7 protein-coding genes are annotated in these 15094 nt (G+C 67.5%); 4 read left to right on the top strand and 3 right to left on the bottom strand.

Annotated features, from left to right (window positions below; all coding sequences use genetic code 11):
* Nucleotides 1-195: 195 nt before the first annotated feature.
* Together AAHM40_RS25160 and AAHM40_RS25155 are read right to left on the bottom strand one after the other, a co-directional pair.
* On the bottom strand, nt 196-1215 hold the full coding sequence (locus tag AAHM40_RS25160; RefSeq protein WP_342247123.1) for an AraC family transcriptional regulator: 1020 nt from the start codon (nt 1213-1215) through the stop codon (nt 196-198).
* Nucleotides 1216-1259: 44 nt separating this feature from the next.
* Entirely contained in the window at nt 1260-2948 is a 1689-nt protein-coding gene (locus AAHM40_RS25155) for a Na/Pi cotransporter family protein (RefSeq protein WP_342247122.1), read from the bottom strand.
* Between the two features lie 318 nt (nt 2949-3266).
* On the opposite strand from AAHM40_RS25155, the gene recC reads away from it, so the two are divergent.
* The 4 genes from recC (at nt 3267) to AAHM40_RS25135 (ending at nt 13967) form a co-directional block, all read left to right on the top strand.
* Nucleotides 3267-6509 carry an exodeoxyribonuclease V subunit gamma gene (gene recC / locus AAHM40_RS25150; protein ID WP_342247121.1) on the top strand — a complete coding sequence of 1081 codons (3243 nt, stop codon included), beginning with the start codon at nt 3267-3269 and terminating at the stop codon, nt 6507-6509.
* A gap of 129 nt (nt 6510-6638) precedes the next feature.
* Nucleotides 6639-10166: an exodeoxyribonuclease V subunit beta gene (recB, locus tag AAHM40_RS25145; RefSeq protein WP_342247120.1), complete on the top strand. Its 3528-nt coding sequence runs from the start codon at nt 6639-6641 to the stop codon at nt 10164-10166.
* A complete protein-coding gene (recD, locus tag AAHM40_RS25140; protein WP_342247119.1) occupies nt 10166-12010 on the top strand; it encodes an exodeoxyribonuclease V subunit alpha in 1845 nt (614 codons plus the stop codon). Before recB ends, recD begins: the two co-directional genes overlap by 1 nt.
* Before the next feature lie 121 nt (nt 12011-12131).
* Nucleotides 12132-13967, top strand: a complete 1836-nt coding sequence (locus AAHM40_RS25135) for a C1 family peptidase (protein WP_342247118.1) — start codon at nt 12132-12134, stop codon at nt 13965-13967.
* A 302-nt stretch (nt 13968-14269) separates the two neighbouring features.
* Here the strand turns inward: AAHM40_RS25135 and AAHM40_RS25130 are convergent, their stop codons facing one another.
* Nucleotides 14270-15028: a TerC family protein gene (locus AAHM40_RS25130; protein ID WP_342247117.1), complete on the bottom strand. Its 759-nt coding sequence runs from the start codon at nt 15026-15028 to the stop codon at nt 14270-14272.
* Between the last annotated feature and the right edge of the window lie 66 nt (nt 15029-15094).

The following is a 15094-nucleotide window of genomic DNA, read 5'->3' as shown; positions in this document are numbered from 1 at the left end:
GGGCTTGCCAGCTAAACGCCGCCATTCGCTGGCAAGCCAGCTCCTACGGGCAATGCAGCTGCCTACAACACGTCATGCAGACCTAGCCATTTCATTCGCCAAGGGATGCGACGCATCCCCATGCCGCTTACAGGGCACCCCTGCGGGCGGCCTTTGCATAGGATCTACAGATGCCGCTACCCAGCGCCCCGGTGATCAGTCCCGATGCTTCTGCCGGTATTCCCCTGGTGTCAGCCCGGTCCATTGGCGGAAGGCGCGGAAGAACACGCTGGGCTCGGAGTAGCCCAGCAGCACGGCGATATCGGCGATGGGCAGGCGGCCTTCCTCCAGATGGCGCTCGGCCAGGTGGCAGCGCGTGTCATTGAGCAGTTGCTGGTAGCTGCTGCCCTCGTCCGCCAGGCGCCGCTGCAGGGTGCGTTCGCTGACGCCGAGTGCGGCGGCCAGCGCGCCGCGATCGGGTTCGCCACGGGCCAGTTGCGCCCCCAGCAGGGCCACCACCCGCGCCCGCAACCCTTCGCTGGGCAGGCGCGCAAGCAAGGCTTCGGCGTGCTGACGCAACACCGCCTGCAGGGGCGGGTTGGCCTGTTTCAGTGGCGCCGAACGCAGGGCCAGGGGCAACACCAGGGCGTAATCCTCCGCGTCGAACTGCAGCGGGCAGGCGAAGCATTGCTGGTAGAGCGTGATGTCCGTCGGCGCCGCATGCACGAAGCAGGCCCTGAACAGGCGCAGATCTGCCAGCAGCGGGCGCATCAGTTCCAGCCAGAAGGCCATCAGTGCCAGTACTCGCGCACGGGTCGCCGGCAGCTTCGGGTGCAGTGGGCGATAGAGGGTCCAAAGTTCGTCGCCCCGCACCTCCAGCGCCAGGCTGCCGCCCTCGCCAACCAGCCGCTGATAACGCAGCTCGGCCTCCAGGGCCTCGCCCAGGGTCGGGCTGCTCTGCAGCAGGTAGCCGAGCACGCTGAACTGGCCGGGTGCCAGGGCGTGGCCAATGGCCAGGCCCGGCTCCGGATGAGGAAGGTGCGTGTGGATGGTGTCCCAGAGGGCTTCCTGGGCACGGAAGGGGATGCGTGCGTCCGGGTCTCCCAGGCGGTGCTCGTCGAGCTGGCTGGCGCGCAGCAGCTCCTGGCGATTGAGGCCGAGCTGGGTCGCAGCATGCAGGATCGCCTGGGTCAGACTGGCGCTGACCGAGGCACTGGACGGGTCATGTGGGGTCATCCCCGGATTCTGCCCAGCGGCCGGCGCGCTGGGAAGAGCGCCGCTCAACGATGTGAGCCGATTTCCGGCTCGAAGTAGCGCTGAGGTTCGGCCGATACGCGCTCCTCTTCCACTGCCTCTGGCGCGTCGGGGTTGTCCAGCACCGCGTAGGCAATCGCGCAGAACAGCGAGTTGAGTCGCTTCATGTCGCTGATCAGGCCCAGGTGCAGGGCGCTGGTCTCGATGCTCTGCACCACCTGCTGGTGCAGGCGCGAGACGTGCGCATGGGCGTAACGCCGCTCGAGGATGCGGAAGCGCTGCTTGGCGCGGCGCAGGCGCTTGGCGTTCTCCTGGTCGCCATTGAGGAAGACCGAGAGAGACAGGCGCAGGTTCTCCACCAACTGGTCGTGGAGATTGACGATCTCCGCCAGCCCTTCATCGGAGAACGCGTGGCCCTGGGCGTTCTTCTTGCTCTGCACGTCATCGAGCATGCGCTCGATGACGTCGCCGGCCTGCTCCAGGTTGATGGTCAGCTCGATGATTTCCGCCCAGCGTCGGCTGTCGCGCTCGCCGAGATCCTCATGGGGCATGCGCGCCAGGTAGAGTTTGATGGCCGTGTAAAGCGCGTCGATGTCGTCGTCCAGCCTGTGGATATCCTTGCCTAGCAGGGGGTCGCCGCCGCGCAGCAAGTGCAGCAGGTTGTTCAGCATCTGCTCGACGATATCCCCCATGCGCAGGGTTTCGCGCACGGCGTTGGCCAGCGCCAGACTGGGGGTGTCCAGGGCAGCGGGGTCAAGGTGGCGCGGCTTGGCCACATCGTCGGGTTGCGGGCGGTCCGGCAGCAGCCAGTCGCAGAATCGCGCCATGGGCACCGTCAGCGGCAGGCAGAGGGCGCATCGCACACTGTTGTAGAGCAGGTGGAAGGCGATCACCAGTTCGGCGTTGGAGATGGGCCAACTGTCGATCCAGTTGGCCAGCGGCCCCACCAGCGGCAGCACCAGGACGCAGCCGGCCAGCTTGAACAGCAGACTTCCCAGGGCCACGCGGCGCCCCGCCGGGTTCTGCAGGCTGCTGCTGAGCAGGGCGAGCACTCCGCTGCCGAGGTTCGCACCGATCACCAGGCAGAGGGCCACCTTCAGGGAAATCACCTTGGACGCGGCCAGCGTGGCGGTGAGCAGCACGGCGGCCAGGCTGGAGTAGGAGATCATCGCGAACAGCGCGCCGGTCAGTGCGTCCAGCAGGACATCACCGGTGAGGGAAGAGAACAGCACCTTCACGCCCTTGGCGGTGGTGATGGGCTCGGCGGCGGCGATGATCAGTTGCAGCGCGAGGATGATCAGCCCGAGACCGATGGCCACGCGTCCGAGTTGGCCCGGGCGCGTCTGCTTGCGCGAGAGGAAGAAGATCACCCCGAAGAAGATCAGCAATGGCGACAGCCACGACAGGTCAAGGGTCAGCACCCTCGCCATCAGTGCCGTGCCGACGTCCGCGCCGAGCATGATCGCCAGGGCCGGGGCCAGCAACATCAGCCCCTGGGCGACGAAGGAGCTGACCAGCAGCGCGGTGGCATTGCTGCTCTGTACCAGGGCCGTGACGCCAATGCCGGCGACGAAGGCCAGGGGCGGGCGGCGCACGCTGCGACTGAGCAGGCGACGCAGGTTGGCGCCATACACGCGGAGAATGCCCGTACGCACGATGTGCGTGCCCCAGATGAGCAAGGCGACGGCCGAGAGGAGATTGAGCAGCGTCAGCATGGTGGCCCTCCTGGCGATCTTGAAAGGCCGCCGTATCCATGCGCAGGAAGACAGCGGCGCGGTCAGGCCTTGTGCAACTCGATTATCGGTAGACCTTCATGGTCCTGGCTGATTGCAGCTAATCGCCTGACTGGTATGGCACCTGTAGACAAGTAAAGACGCTTCCCGGTGATTCTGCTCATTACCGATCAATGGCTTGGCGCAGGAAGCTGAGGTGGTTTCCGTGTGATCATCCTGATGCTGCGACCCCCGTGACGGGGGCGACCTGCGGCCGGGTCGGCTGCTAACCTGTGCCGACCTTCAGACATCGGCGCTCCCATGCTCAACCTCTACCACGCCAACGACCTGGAAAGCCTCGGCGAGCTGGCCTGCACCCTGCTTGCACAACCCCAGCGGGATCCACTGGCGCCTGCCCGGGTCGTAGTGCCGAGCCAGGGCATGGGGCGCTGGCTGACCCTGCAACTGGCGCGCAAACAGGGCATCGCCATGCACCTGGACATCCAGTTGCCGGCACGCTTCGTCTGGGATGTCACCCGCCTGGTGCTTGGCGAGCTGCCGCCGCAGTCCGCGTTCAATCCAGTCACCCTTGGCTGGCGTCTCTACGATTGGCTGTGCGAACCGCACAACCTTGCCCGTGCGCCACGCCTGGCGCAGTACCTGGAAGGCGGTGACGAACGCCGTCGGCTGACTCTCGCCTCCCGCATCGCCGACGTCTTCGACCAGTACCTGCTTTATCGCGACGACTGGCTGGACGCCTGGGAACGCGGTGAGTTGCTGGGGCTGGGCGCGGACGAAGAATGGCAGGCCCTGCTCTGGCGTGAACTCACTGCCGATGGCCACCCCCACCGTGCGCGATTACTGGGCGATCTGCTGGCCCGGCTGCACGGTGAGCCGGTCGAAGGGTTGCCGGAGCGACTGGTGGTGTTTGGCATCAGCAGCTTGCCACCGCATCACATGCGGGTACTGGAAGGCCTGGCGCGGCATTGCGAGGTGATCCTCTTCGCCCTCAACCCGTGCCGCGAGGCCTGGGGTGATATTCGCGATATCCGCGAGCTGGCGAGGCTGCCGGAGCCCGGCATCGACGACTGGTACCTGGACGTCGGCCATCCACTGCTGGCCAGCCTCGGCAAGCAGGGACGTGATTTCTTCGACGCCCTTTTCACCCTCGGCGGCCAGGACATCGGCGTCTATGCCGAGGACGAAGACCTGCATGACAGCAGCCTGCTGCGCGCCGTGCAGAACGACATCCTGCGCCTGCGCACCCGTCATCCCGAAGAGCGCATGGTCATGCGCGAGGATGATCGATCGCTGGAAGTGCACCTCTGCCATTCGCCCCTGCGCGAGGTGGAAGTGCTCCATGACCAGTTGCTGGCGCGCTTCAAGGCCGACCCCGGCCTCACCCCGGACCAGGTGGTGGTGCTGACCCCGGATATCGAGCGCTACGCCCCCTACATCGAAGCGGTATTCGCTCCACGTGAAGGCGTGCCGCGCATCCCCTTCAGCCTGGCCGACCGCAGCCTGCGCGCCGAGTTGCCGCTGGTGGAAGCCTTTCTCGCCTTGCTGGAACTCCCGCAGAGCCGCTTCGCCGCCGAAGAATTGCTGGCCTGGCTGGAACAACCGGCCCTGGCCGCCCGTGCCGGAATCGAGAACGAAGACCTGCCGCTGCTGCGCGACTGGCTGCGCGAAGCCGGTGTGCGCTGGGGTCGCGATGGCGCGCACCGGGCGCGTCTCGGCCTGCCGGAAGAAGGTGCCTTCAGTTGGCGCCAGGGGCTGGATCGCCTGCTGCTGGGCTTCGCTGCGCCACCGCAACTGGCCGGCGACGCGCCCCCCCTGCTCGGCGACAGCTGGCCACTGGATGCCCTGGAAGGCGCCCGCGCCCAACTGCTCGGCCGCCTCGCCGGCTTCGTCCAGCGCCTGGGCGCCCTGGCCGACGACATGGCGCGGCCACGCCCGCTGGCGGAATGGGCCGAAACCCTGCAGGGCCTGATCGACCTGCTGTTCGACGAGCGCGAAGCGGGCGACACCCTGTTGCTGCTGTCCCAGGCCTGCGGTGCCCTGCGTGAGCAGGCCGAGGCCGCCGGCATCGAGCGCCCACTGGAACTGACCCTGGTGCGTCAGCATCTGGTGGCGGCCCTGGACCAGGGCAGCGGTGCCTCGGGCTTCCTCACCGGCGCCGTGACCTTCTGCACCATGGTGCCCATGCGCAGCCTGCCGTTCCGTCAGGTCTGCCTGCTCGGCCTGGACGACGGCGCCTTCCCGCGCCGCACCCCGGCCGCCGGTTTCGACCTGATTGCGCGCAAACCCCGACGTGGTGACCGCGCCCGGCGCCTGGACGACCGCTACCTGCTGCTGGAAACCCTGCAATCGGCGCGCGACGGCCTTTATCTCAGCTTCGTCGGCCGCGATCCGCGGGATAACGCCCACCTGCCGCCGTCGGTGCTGGTCAGCGAACTGCTGGAAACCATCGACCTCACCGCCATTGCGGGCGAGTGCAAGGCCAGCGAGCGGGTGCTGGTGCCCCACCCGTTGCAGCCCTTCGCCTCGACCAACTTCGGTGGGGGGCAGCAGGCCGGCTTCGCCGCGCCCTGGTTCCGTGCGGCCCAGCGCCTGGCGGAAACACCCCAGCCGGCTGCCGCGCCCTTCGCCCTGCCCTTGCCAGAGCCGGACGCCGACTGGTTGACCCTGGAACCGTCCCAACTGATCCAGTGCTTCCGCCATCCCGCACGCTTCCTCCTGGAACAGCGCCTCGGCCTGCGTCTTGCCGAGGCCGAGGAGGCCCTGGCCAGCGATGAGCCCTTCAGTCTCGAAGGCCCGGCGTGGCGAGGGCTGCGCCAGCTTGCCCTGGACGCTGTGGAGCGTGGTTGGTCCGAGCAGGACGAAAAGCGCATCGCCCGCGCCGCCGGCTGGTTACCCGTCGGCGAACTGGGTCATGCCCTCTGGGGGCAACTGCGCGGCCCGGTACGCGCCTTCGCGCCGCGTCTGTTCGAAGCCCGACCCGAGGCGGTGCCACAACCGCTGCTGGTGGATATCGAACTGGCCGGCGTGCGCATCCACGGCTGGCTGGACGGGGTTACCCCGGAAGGTCTGTTTGGCTGGCGCCTGAACCGTCTCGGTGAGTGGGAACTGGCGCCCTTCTGGCTGCGTCACCTACTGCTCAACCTGGCCGCCCCCCCCGGCATCGCCCGCGACAGCCGGCTGCTTTCTCCCGCTGGCGACTGGCAAGCCGGCCCCCTGGCCAACGCCCGCGAACTGCTGGAACCCTGGCTGCACGCCTACCGCGAAGCCCTGCTCACGCCCCTGCCCCTGCTGACCAAGGCCAGCTACGGCTTCGCCCACGGCCTGCGCAAACCCGGCCGCAAGGAGCCGATCGAGGCCGCCCGTTCCAAGGCCCGCGTGGCCTGGGAGGGCATCGACTTCGGCCCGGTCGGCGAATCCCGCGACCCCTGGTACGCCCTCGCCTTCCGCGACCGCGAGCCACTGGGCGAGCGCTTCGAACAACTGGCCGAAACCCTGCTGGGCCCGGCGCTGGATGCGCTGGCGGGAGATGACGATGAGGATTGATGCGATGCATTGCTCGGTGGCATGCATCTGTAGGGGCGAATTCATTCGCCAAGCGGGCCGCAGGTCCGCCCGCCTCACCCCAGCCCTCTCCCTTGGGGAGAGGGCGCCGTTCGTGCCGGAGGACGCTGCATGAGCCTCGACCTGCTCAAGGACCCCTTCACCGGCCGCAGCCTGATCGAGGCCAGCGCCGGCACCGGCAAGACCTGGACGCTCACCGCCCTTTACGCGCGCCTGTTGCTGGAGCGTCAGCTCGGGGTCGGGCAGATCCTGGTGGTGACCTACACCACGGCGGCCACCGCTGAGTTGCGCGAGCGCATCCGTGCGCGATTGGCGGCGCTGCTGGCCATGTACGAAGGCGCGCCGGCCCCCGACCCGGTGCTGGCCGGGCTGTACGCGCAATACCCCGGCGAAGATGCCCATCGCCGCCTGTTGCTGGCAGTGCATGGTTTCGACGAGGCAGCCATCTTCACCATCCACGGATTCTGCCAGCGCGCCCTGCAGGATGCCGCGTTCGAGGCCGGCGGCGATTTCGACAGCGAGCTGGCCACCGACGACCGCGAAGTGCTCGATGCGCTGATGGCGGACCTCTGGCGGCGCGAGTTGGCCGACGCCGAGCCGGCCTGGGCGCGCTTCCTGGCACAGAAACGCATTACCCCGACCTGGCTGCGCCAGCGTCTGCGTTCGCACCTGGGTAAGCCCTACCTGCGCATCGAGCCCCGTGAACGGGTCGTGGGTGACCTGTCCGCCGCCAGCGAAGCCTGGAGCCATGCCCAGGGTTTTTGGCAGCGTCAGGGTGCTGAGTGCGTCGCTCAGCTCGCGCAGCTCGACAGCCTCAACAAGCGCAGCTACGACCCCGCCAAGTTCGCCCTGTGGCAGACGGAACTGGAGGCGTACTTCGCCGATCCGGCGGCCTTGTTCGCTGCACCGTCCGGCCTGGAGAAGCTCGGCACCGAAGCCTTGGCCAAGGCGACCAAGAAGGGTTTCGCCGCACCGGATCACGCTGTCTGCGCCGCACTCCAGCGGCTCTTCGATGCCCTGCAAGAGGCCGCTCCGGCCGGTGAGGCGCGCCTGATCGACCTGCAGGTGCGCTTGCTGGACACCCTCAATCGCGAGTTGCCGGCACGCAAGGCAGCCCAGCGCCTGCTGGCCTTCGACGACTTGCTCAATCGCCTCGACGACGCCCTGCGCGGACCGGCCGGCGACGCCCTGGGCCAGGCTCTGCGCGAGCGCTATCCGGTGGCCTTGATCGACGAATTCCAGGACACGGACCCGGTGCAGTACGCGATCTTCCACCGGGTCTACGAGCAGCAGGGCGATCTCTGCTTCGTCGGTGATCCCAAGCAGGCCATCTACGCCTTCCGCGGTGCCGACCTGGCCACCTACCTCAAGGCCCGCGACGAGGCCGCGCGGCAATACAGCCTGGACACCAACCACCGTTCCACGCCGCAATTGATCGCGGCCCTCAACCGGGTATTCGACCGTCCCCTGCCCTTCGCCGAGCCTGGCCTGGACTACCCGCCCGTAGGCGCCAGCAGCAAGGCCCGTGCGCAGCTGGTGCTGCCCGAAACCGGTGCGCCGCTGGAGCTGGTCTGGCTGGGCGATGAGCCCCTGGGCAAGGGAGAGGCCGGCAGTGCGGTGGCCACAGACACTGCCCGGCGCATTGCCGGCCTGCTGGCCGCCAGTGCCCGTGGCGAGGCTTATTTCGACGAGGATGGCCTGCGTTCGCCGCTAAAAGGCGGTGATATCGCCGTGCTGGTCGCCAGCCATCGCCAGGCTGGGGACGTGGCCGCCGAGCTGGCCGCCCGTGGCGTACCCAGCGTGCGTCGCGGCCGCGACAGCGTCTGGCATAGCGAAGAGGCCGAGGAGCTGGCGGCGGTGCTGGCCGCCTATGCCGAGCCCGGCCGCGAAGGCGTGCTGCGCTACGCCCTGTCTACCCGCCTGCTGGGGCGCGATGCCCCGCAACTGGCACGCTGCCAGGACGACGAGCATGCCTGGGACGAAGAGCGCGAGAATGCCGAGCGCTACCACCAGCTCTGGCAGCAGCAGGGCTTCATGCGTGCTTTCCGCGCCTGGCTCGATGAGCAGGGCGTGGCTGAGCGCCTGATCGCCCTGCCCGATGGCGAGCGACGCCTGACCAACCTCCTCCACCTGGCCGAACTGCTGCAGACCGAAAGCCTCCAGCGGCCTGGCCTGGAGCCGCTGCTGGCCTGGTTCAACGCCCAGCGTGCCGCCGAAAGCCACGGCGACGACGCCCTGTTGCGCCTGGAGAGCGATGCCGAGCGGGTACAGATCGTCACCGTGCACACCAGCAAGGGCCTGGAGTATCCGCTGGTGTTCTGCCCCTACCTCTGGGACGGCGCGCTGCTGCGCCGCGACGAGGACATCACCTGCCATGCCGAGGACGGCACCCCGCTGCTCGATCTGGGGGGTGAACATTTCGACGAACACCGTGCCGGTGCCCGCCGTGAACGCTTCGCCGAGCGCCTGCGCCTGGCCTATGTGGCGCTGACCCGCGCCCGTGACCGCCTCTGGCTGCACTGGGGGCCGGTAGCCCTGCCCAAGGCGAAGAAGGACGGCGAGCTGCCGGAAGATGGCCTGCACAGCTGCGCCCTCGCCTGGCTGCTGCATGGCCGCGAGCTGGATGAGGCCGATGTGCTCGGTGCCCTCGCCCAGCACCTGGCTACTCGCGACGGCACCGCCCTGCGTGTTGAGCTGGAGGCCCTGGCCGATGACAGTGGCGGCCAGATCGCGGTGGTGGCGCCGCAGGCCGAGGACGCCAGCGCCCAGGGCGAGGCCCGCGCCCTGCTCCCGGCTGGCCTGGCCACCCTCGACCGCACCCTGGCCAGCGCCTGGCGGGTGGGCAGCTTCTCCGGCCTGGCCGCCGGCCTGCACATGGAAGCGCCCGACCGCGATGGTCTCGTGGTGCCACCGGCCAGCGAACCGGGTACGGGCTTCTTCGCCTTCCCCCGGGGCGCCCGTGCCGGTACCTGCCTGCACGCCATGCTGGAGGATTGGATGCGCGGTGAAGGCGAACTGCCGGCGCTGGTGCAGAAACACCTGCAGGGCCACGGCTTGCCGGACAGCTGGACGGAGATCGCCAGCGCCCACCTGCAGCGGGTACTGGATACCGACCTGGACGGCCAGGGCCTGCGCCTGTCCGCATTGGCCCCCAACCGGCGGCTGCCGGAGCTGGGCTTCACCTTCCCGGTGGCCGGGCTGGATGTCGGCCGTCTGCGGGCGATCCTTGTCGACCCCGTCCACGGGCTGCCGGAGGTGATGCGCCTGGCCGCCGAGCGCCTGGAGTTCGACACCCTCAAGGGCTTTATGAAGGGCTTCATCGACCTCACCTTCGAGCACGACGGGCGCTGGTACATTGCCGACTACAAATCCAACTGGCTCGGCCCGGACGCCAGCTACTACGGTGGTGAGCGCCTGGAGCAGGCTATCGCTGCCGAGCACTATCACCTGCAATACCTGATCTACCTGGTGGCGCTGCGACGCTTCCTGCGCCAGCGCCTGGCCGGCTTCGCCAGCGAGCAGCTGGGCGGCGCCTGGTACCTCTTCCTGCGCGGCATGCCAGACGCCGGAGTGTTCTTCCATCGTCCTGCCGACAGCCTGCTGGATGCGCTGGATCTACTGTTCGAGGAGGGCCGCTGATGAGCCTGGCCGACTGGTCCCTGGGACCGCTGGAGCGCCATTTCACCGAGAGTCTGCAACGCCTCGACCCTCAGGCGTCGGACGCCGTGCTGGCCGCTGCCGCGCTGTGCTGTCAGGCGCTGGGTGACGGCGATGTCTGCCTGCCCCTGGCACGCTGGGCCGGGCAGCCATTGTTCGTCGAGGGCGGCCCCGGCCTGCAGGCGCCTGCCCTGCCCGCCTGGCTCACGGCCCTTCAAGCCTCGCCCCTGGTGGCGCCCCCCGGTGGCTATGCACCGTTGACCCTGGACGGCGCCCGTCTCTATCTCAGCCGTTACCATGCCTACGAGGCGAGATTGGCGCAGAACCTGCTGCAGCGGGCGACGGCCCGGCCGAGCGTGGACGAGGCGCAACTGGGCGAGTCCCTGGCCCGTCTGTTCGTCCGCAACACTCAGCAGCCTGACTGGCAACGGCTGGCAGCCGCGCAGGCGGTACGGCGCAACCTGGCCGTGATCTCCGGTGGCCCCGGTACCGGCAAGACCACCACCGTGGTACGTCTGCTGGCGGCGCTGCTGGAACAGCCGGGCGGTGAACGGCTTGCCATCGGCCTGGCCGCGCCTACCGGCAAGGCCGCCGCGCGCATGGCCGAGGCCATCCGCAACGCCAAGGCAGAATTGCCGGTAGCTGACGCCATCAAGGCCGCGCTGCCAGAAGAAGCGCGCACCTTGCACCGGCTGCTGGGCAGTCGTGGCGACACGCCGAAGGTTCGCCATCACGCTGATAACCCGCTGCCGCTGGATGTGCTGGTGGTGGACGAGGCCTCGATGGTGGACCTGGCGCTGATGGCCAAGCTGCTGGATGCCCTGCCGCCCAACGCGCGGTTGATCCTGCTGGGTGACAAGGATCAGTTGGCGGCGGTAGAGGCGGGTGCGGTGTTCGCCGAGCTGTGCGAAGGGCGTGGCCTGGATGCGGCTGCGGCCGCCGACCTGACCCGCATCACCGGCCAGCCGGTGCCGGTGGAACAACCCCGCTCGCGCCTCGGGGACGCCGTGGTACTGCTGACTCACAGTCACCGTTTCGCTGGCGACAGTGGCATTGGCGAGTTGGCGCGGCGCATCAACGGTGGCGATGCCCGTGGCACTCTGGAGTTGCTGCGCGGCAGTCACCCGGATCTGGCGTGGAATGCCGGCCCTACTCCGGCGACCCTGTTGGAGCGGCTGGAGACGGGTTATGCGCCCTACTTCGCCGCCGTGCGCACCGCTCACCCGGCTTCCGCCTTCGCCGCCTTCAACGGCTTTCGTGCGCTCACCGCACAGCGCGAGGGCTCCTGGGGCGTGAGTGGCATCAACGAAACACTGGAGGCGCGTATCAAGCGCCGCCTGGGCGTGCCTTCGCGCGAGCGCTGGTACCCCGGCCGCGCGGTGATGGTGCGGCAGAATGACTACGCCCTGGGTCTGTTCAACGGCGATATCGGCCTTTGCCTCGCTACGCCGCACGGCCTGAGGGTGTTCTTCGAAGGTGATGAGGGCTATCGGCCCTTCGCTCCCGCCCGGCTTCCGAGCCACGACAGTGCCTTCGCCATGACCGTGCACAAGAGCCAGGGTTCGGAATTCACCGAGGTGCTGCTGGCCCTGCCGGAGCAGCCCAGCCCCCTGCTCAGCCGCGCGCTCTTCTACACCGGCATCACCCGGGCGAAGCAGAAGGTGGAAATCTGGGGGCTGCCTGCACGGCTGAGTGAAGCGGTATCGACCCGTGCCGAGCGGGCAGCGGGATTGGCGGAGCGCCTGGGCGTCACGGCGCCTGTCGACAACCCACAAGCGCCGACGCCCGCAGCGGTCAACGGGCAGGATCAGTTGAGCCTGTTCTGATCACGACGCCGAAGTGCGTTTTCCCCCGGCAGCGGGGCCACCATTCGTCCGCAATCCCGCCTGGCCAGCGAATGCGGTCAATCCTTGCCTATACAGCCCCGACCTGGACAGGGAGGTCAGCATGGCCAAGCGCACCGAATTGACGAAACCCCGCAGAAAGGCTGCAGGCAAGCGACTGGATGTCCGCCGCGACTCCATGGATTTTCGCGACCTCACCTATTCCGCGTCCCTTGCGCCGCTGCCCGACGAGCTCTATCCGGACTGGCCGTTACTGCACATCCTCGACCAGGGCGCGGAAGGCGCCTGTACCGGTTTCGGCCTGGCCGCAGCGATCAACTACTTGCGTGGCCGACGTGCGCTGCCCGGCCGCGCCAGTCCGGAGATGCTCTTCGCCATGGCCCGGCGTTATGACCAGTGGCCGGGGGAGAACTACGACTTCAGCAGCGCCCGAGGCGCCATGAAGGGCTGGCACAAGCATGGTGTCTGCCTGGAGGGCAGTTGGCTGGGTGGCAGCGGCTTGACCCCGGCGATCCAGCAGGAGGCGCTGGATATCCCCCTAGGTGCCTATTTTCGGGTCTTCTCGCGGATCAACGACGTCCAGGCGGCGCTGCGCGACGTTGGCGTGCTGTTCGCCTCGGCGCGTACCCACGAGGGCTGGCGTTCGCCTCGGCGCGGGGTGATCGACTGGAAGCCGGACGCGCTGGACGTCGGCGGCGGGCACGCCTTCGCCATCGTCGGCTACACCCGTGATGGTTTTCTGGTGCAGAACTCCTGGGGGCCTGACTGGGGCAGCTACCGCCAGGGCAAGGCCATGCACGGCGGGGTGGCGTTGTGGAGCTACGCCGATTTCGAGGCCAATGTCTGGGATGTGTGGGTCGCCCAGCTGGGTGTCGCGGTCAACCATGGCGTTACCGATACCGCCACTCACTACGCATCCGATGGCGGCACCGCGCGCCTGTCCTTGCAGGGCCCGCCCCAGGAGGCGATCTATCTGCATTACCTGCATATCGACGATGGCCACTTCGACGGCCTGGGCCAGTACGCCTCGGACCTGACCCAGCTGGACGCCATCATCGAAGAGCTGCAACACAGCAAGCCGCAACACTTGCTGCTCTATGCCCACGGTGGTTTGAACAGCGTGAACGGTTCGGCCATGCGCGTCTTCAAATGGCGGCCGGCCTGTCGCGATAACGGTGTTCATGAACTGCATTTCATCTGGGAAACCGGCCTCTTGGCCGAGTTGGGCGACATTCTTTTCAGCAAGCTGCCGCTGGTGGGAGAACGCGTAGGATCGGTGAGCTCCTGGTGGGACAACCAGATGGAGAAGCTGGTACAGCCGGCCGGCTTCGCGCTCTGGCAGGAAATGAAGCTGGACGCCGAGCGGGCCTTCCGCAAGGGCGCGGCGGGCACGCTGGTGCTGCAACGCCTGATCGGCTGGCTGGCGGCCCAGGGGGGCCAGGCACCCAAGGTTCACCTCGTGGGGCACAGCGCCGGCTCCATCTGGCATGCGCGGTTGTTGCAGGTCTGGCAGGCGCTGAATGGCCCGGTCATCGACAACCTGGTGCTGTTCGCCCCGGCCTGCACATTGGATCTGTACCAGTCGACCTTTCTCAAGGCGTTGGGCAAGGACATTCGCCAGCAGACCCTGTTCGTCCTGTCGGATCAGGCCGAGCAGGAAGACAACGTCGCCGGGGCTTACCGCAAGTCGCTGCTCTACCTGGTTTCCAACGCCCTGGAAGACAAGCAGCGGCGGGTACCGCTGCTCGGCATGCAGAAGTTCCAGCCGCCGCTGCCGCCCGGTAGCACCCTGATGGTGGCCGACACCAGCAGCCCGGTCAGCCGAAGCACCAGCCACGGCGGTTTCGACAACGACCTGCAGACCATGGACAGCCTGCTCAGGCTGGTACTGGGCGGCAGCTTCCGTGGCTTCAAGGCGGAGGAGTTGAAGGGGTATTGAATTCATTCGCTAGGCAGGCCGAAGCTCTGCCCTTGAACCGCGCGGGGGGCAGCTGCGCAGCCCTTGGCGAATGAATTGGCTATGTCTGCATTGCGTGTTGCAGGCAGCTGTATTGCCCGTAGGAGCTGGCTTGCCGGCGAATGGCCCCGTTTCGCTGGCAAGCCAGCTCCAACAAGGCTCTTGGCCGAATGGGAAATTTCTCGCAACAGCTAACGCAGACATAGCGAATGAACTCGCCCCTACAAGTAAGCCGTGCGCAATGAAAAACGGGGCCAATCGGCCCCGTTCTTCATTGCTTCGGCTTACTGCCCGGGAATGTCCTTGCGCAGTTTCACCGGGTCTTCCTTGCGACCGCGAGCGATGCGCATGCGGATGTTGAGCGCTTCGACGGCCAGGGAGAAGGCCATGGCGAAGTAGACGTAACCCTTCGGCACGTGAACTTCGAAGGATTCGGCGATCAGCACGGTACCGACCACCACCAGGAAGGCCAGGGCCAGCATCTTCAGGCTCGGGTGCTTGTCGATGAAGTCGCTGATGGTGCCGGCGGCCAGCATCATCACCAGGACGGCAACGATGATCGCGGCAACCATCACCGGCACGTGGGACACCATGCCCACCGCAGTGATCACCGAGTCCAGGGAGAACACGATGTCGATGATGGCGATCTGGATGATGGTGCCGATGAAGTTGCGTGCCGCACCCGAGGGCTGCGCGCCGGTCTCATCTTCGCCTTCCAGGCTGTGGTACATCTCGGTGGTGCTTTTCCACAGCAGGAACAGGCCGCCGAAGAACAGGATCAGGTCGCGACCGGAGATGCCCTGGCCGAACAGGTGGAAGAGATCGGTGGTGAGCCGCATGATCCAGGTGATGGAGAGCAGCAGCAGGATGCGGGTGATCATCGCCAGCGCCAGGCCGAAGAGGCGGGTGCGCGCCTGCAGGTGCGGCGGCATGCGGCCCACGAGAATGGCGATCATGATGATGTTGTCAATGCCGAGGACGATCTCCAGGGCGGTCAGGGTGAAGAAGGCGACCCAGATTTCCGGGCTGGTCAGCCATTCCATGATGCGTTGATCCTCGTGAGTTTCTTGGTTTGGGGAGAGTACGAACAAGCCGGAAGGAGCTTACGC

This window comes from Pseudomonas sp. OTU5201, assembly GCF_038440135.1.
Taxonomy (GTDB): Bacteria; Pseudomonadota; Gammaproteobacteria; order Pseudomonadales; family Pseudomonadaceae; genus Metapseudomonas; species Metapseudomonas resinovorans.
Note: the sequence above shows the minus strand (reverse complement) of the source record. Positions and strands in the feature narration are given on the sequence as shown.

Bases quoted from the DNA above. Each gene is read 5' to 3' on its own strand.
- recD (WP_342247119.1), top strand. From the start codon at position 10,166: ATGAGCCTGGCCGACTGGTCCCTGGGACCGCTGGAGCGCCATTTCACC.
- AAHM40_RS25155 (WP_342247122.1), bottom strand. From the start codon at position 2,948: ATGCTGACGCTGCTCAATCTCCTCTCGGCCGTCGCCTTGCTCATCTGG.
- AAHM40_RS25135 (WP_342247118.1), top strand. From the start codon at position 12,132: ATGGCCAAGCGCACCGAATTGACGAAACCCCGCAGAAAGGCTGCAGGC.
- AAHM40_RS25130 (WP_342247117.1), bottom strand. From the start codon at position 15,028: ATGGAATGGCTGACCAGCCCGGAAATCTGGGTCGCCTTCTTCACCCTG.
- AAHM40_RS25160 (WP_342247123.1), bottom strand. From the start codon at position 1,215: ATGACCCCACATGACCCGTCCAGTGCCTCGGTCAGCGCCAGTCTGACC.
- recB (WP_342247120.1), top strand. From the start codon at position 6,639: ATGAGCCTCGACCTGCTCAAGGACCCCTTCACCGGCCGCAGCCTGATC.
- recC (WP_342247121.1), top strand. From the start codon at position 3,267: ATGCTCAACCTCTACCACGCCAACGACCTGGAAAGCCTCGGCGAGCTG.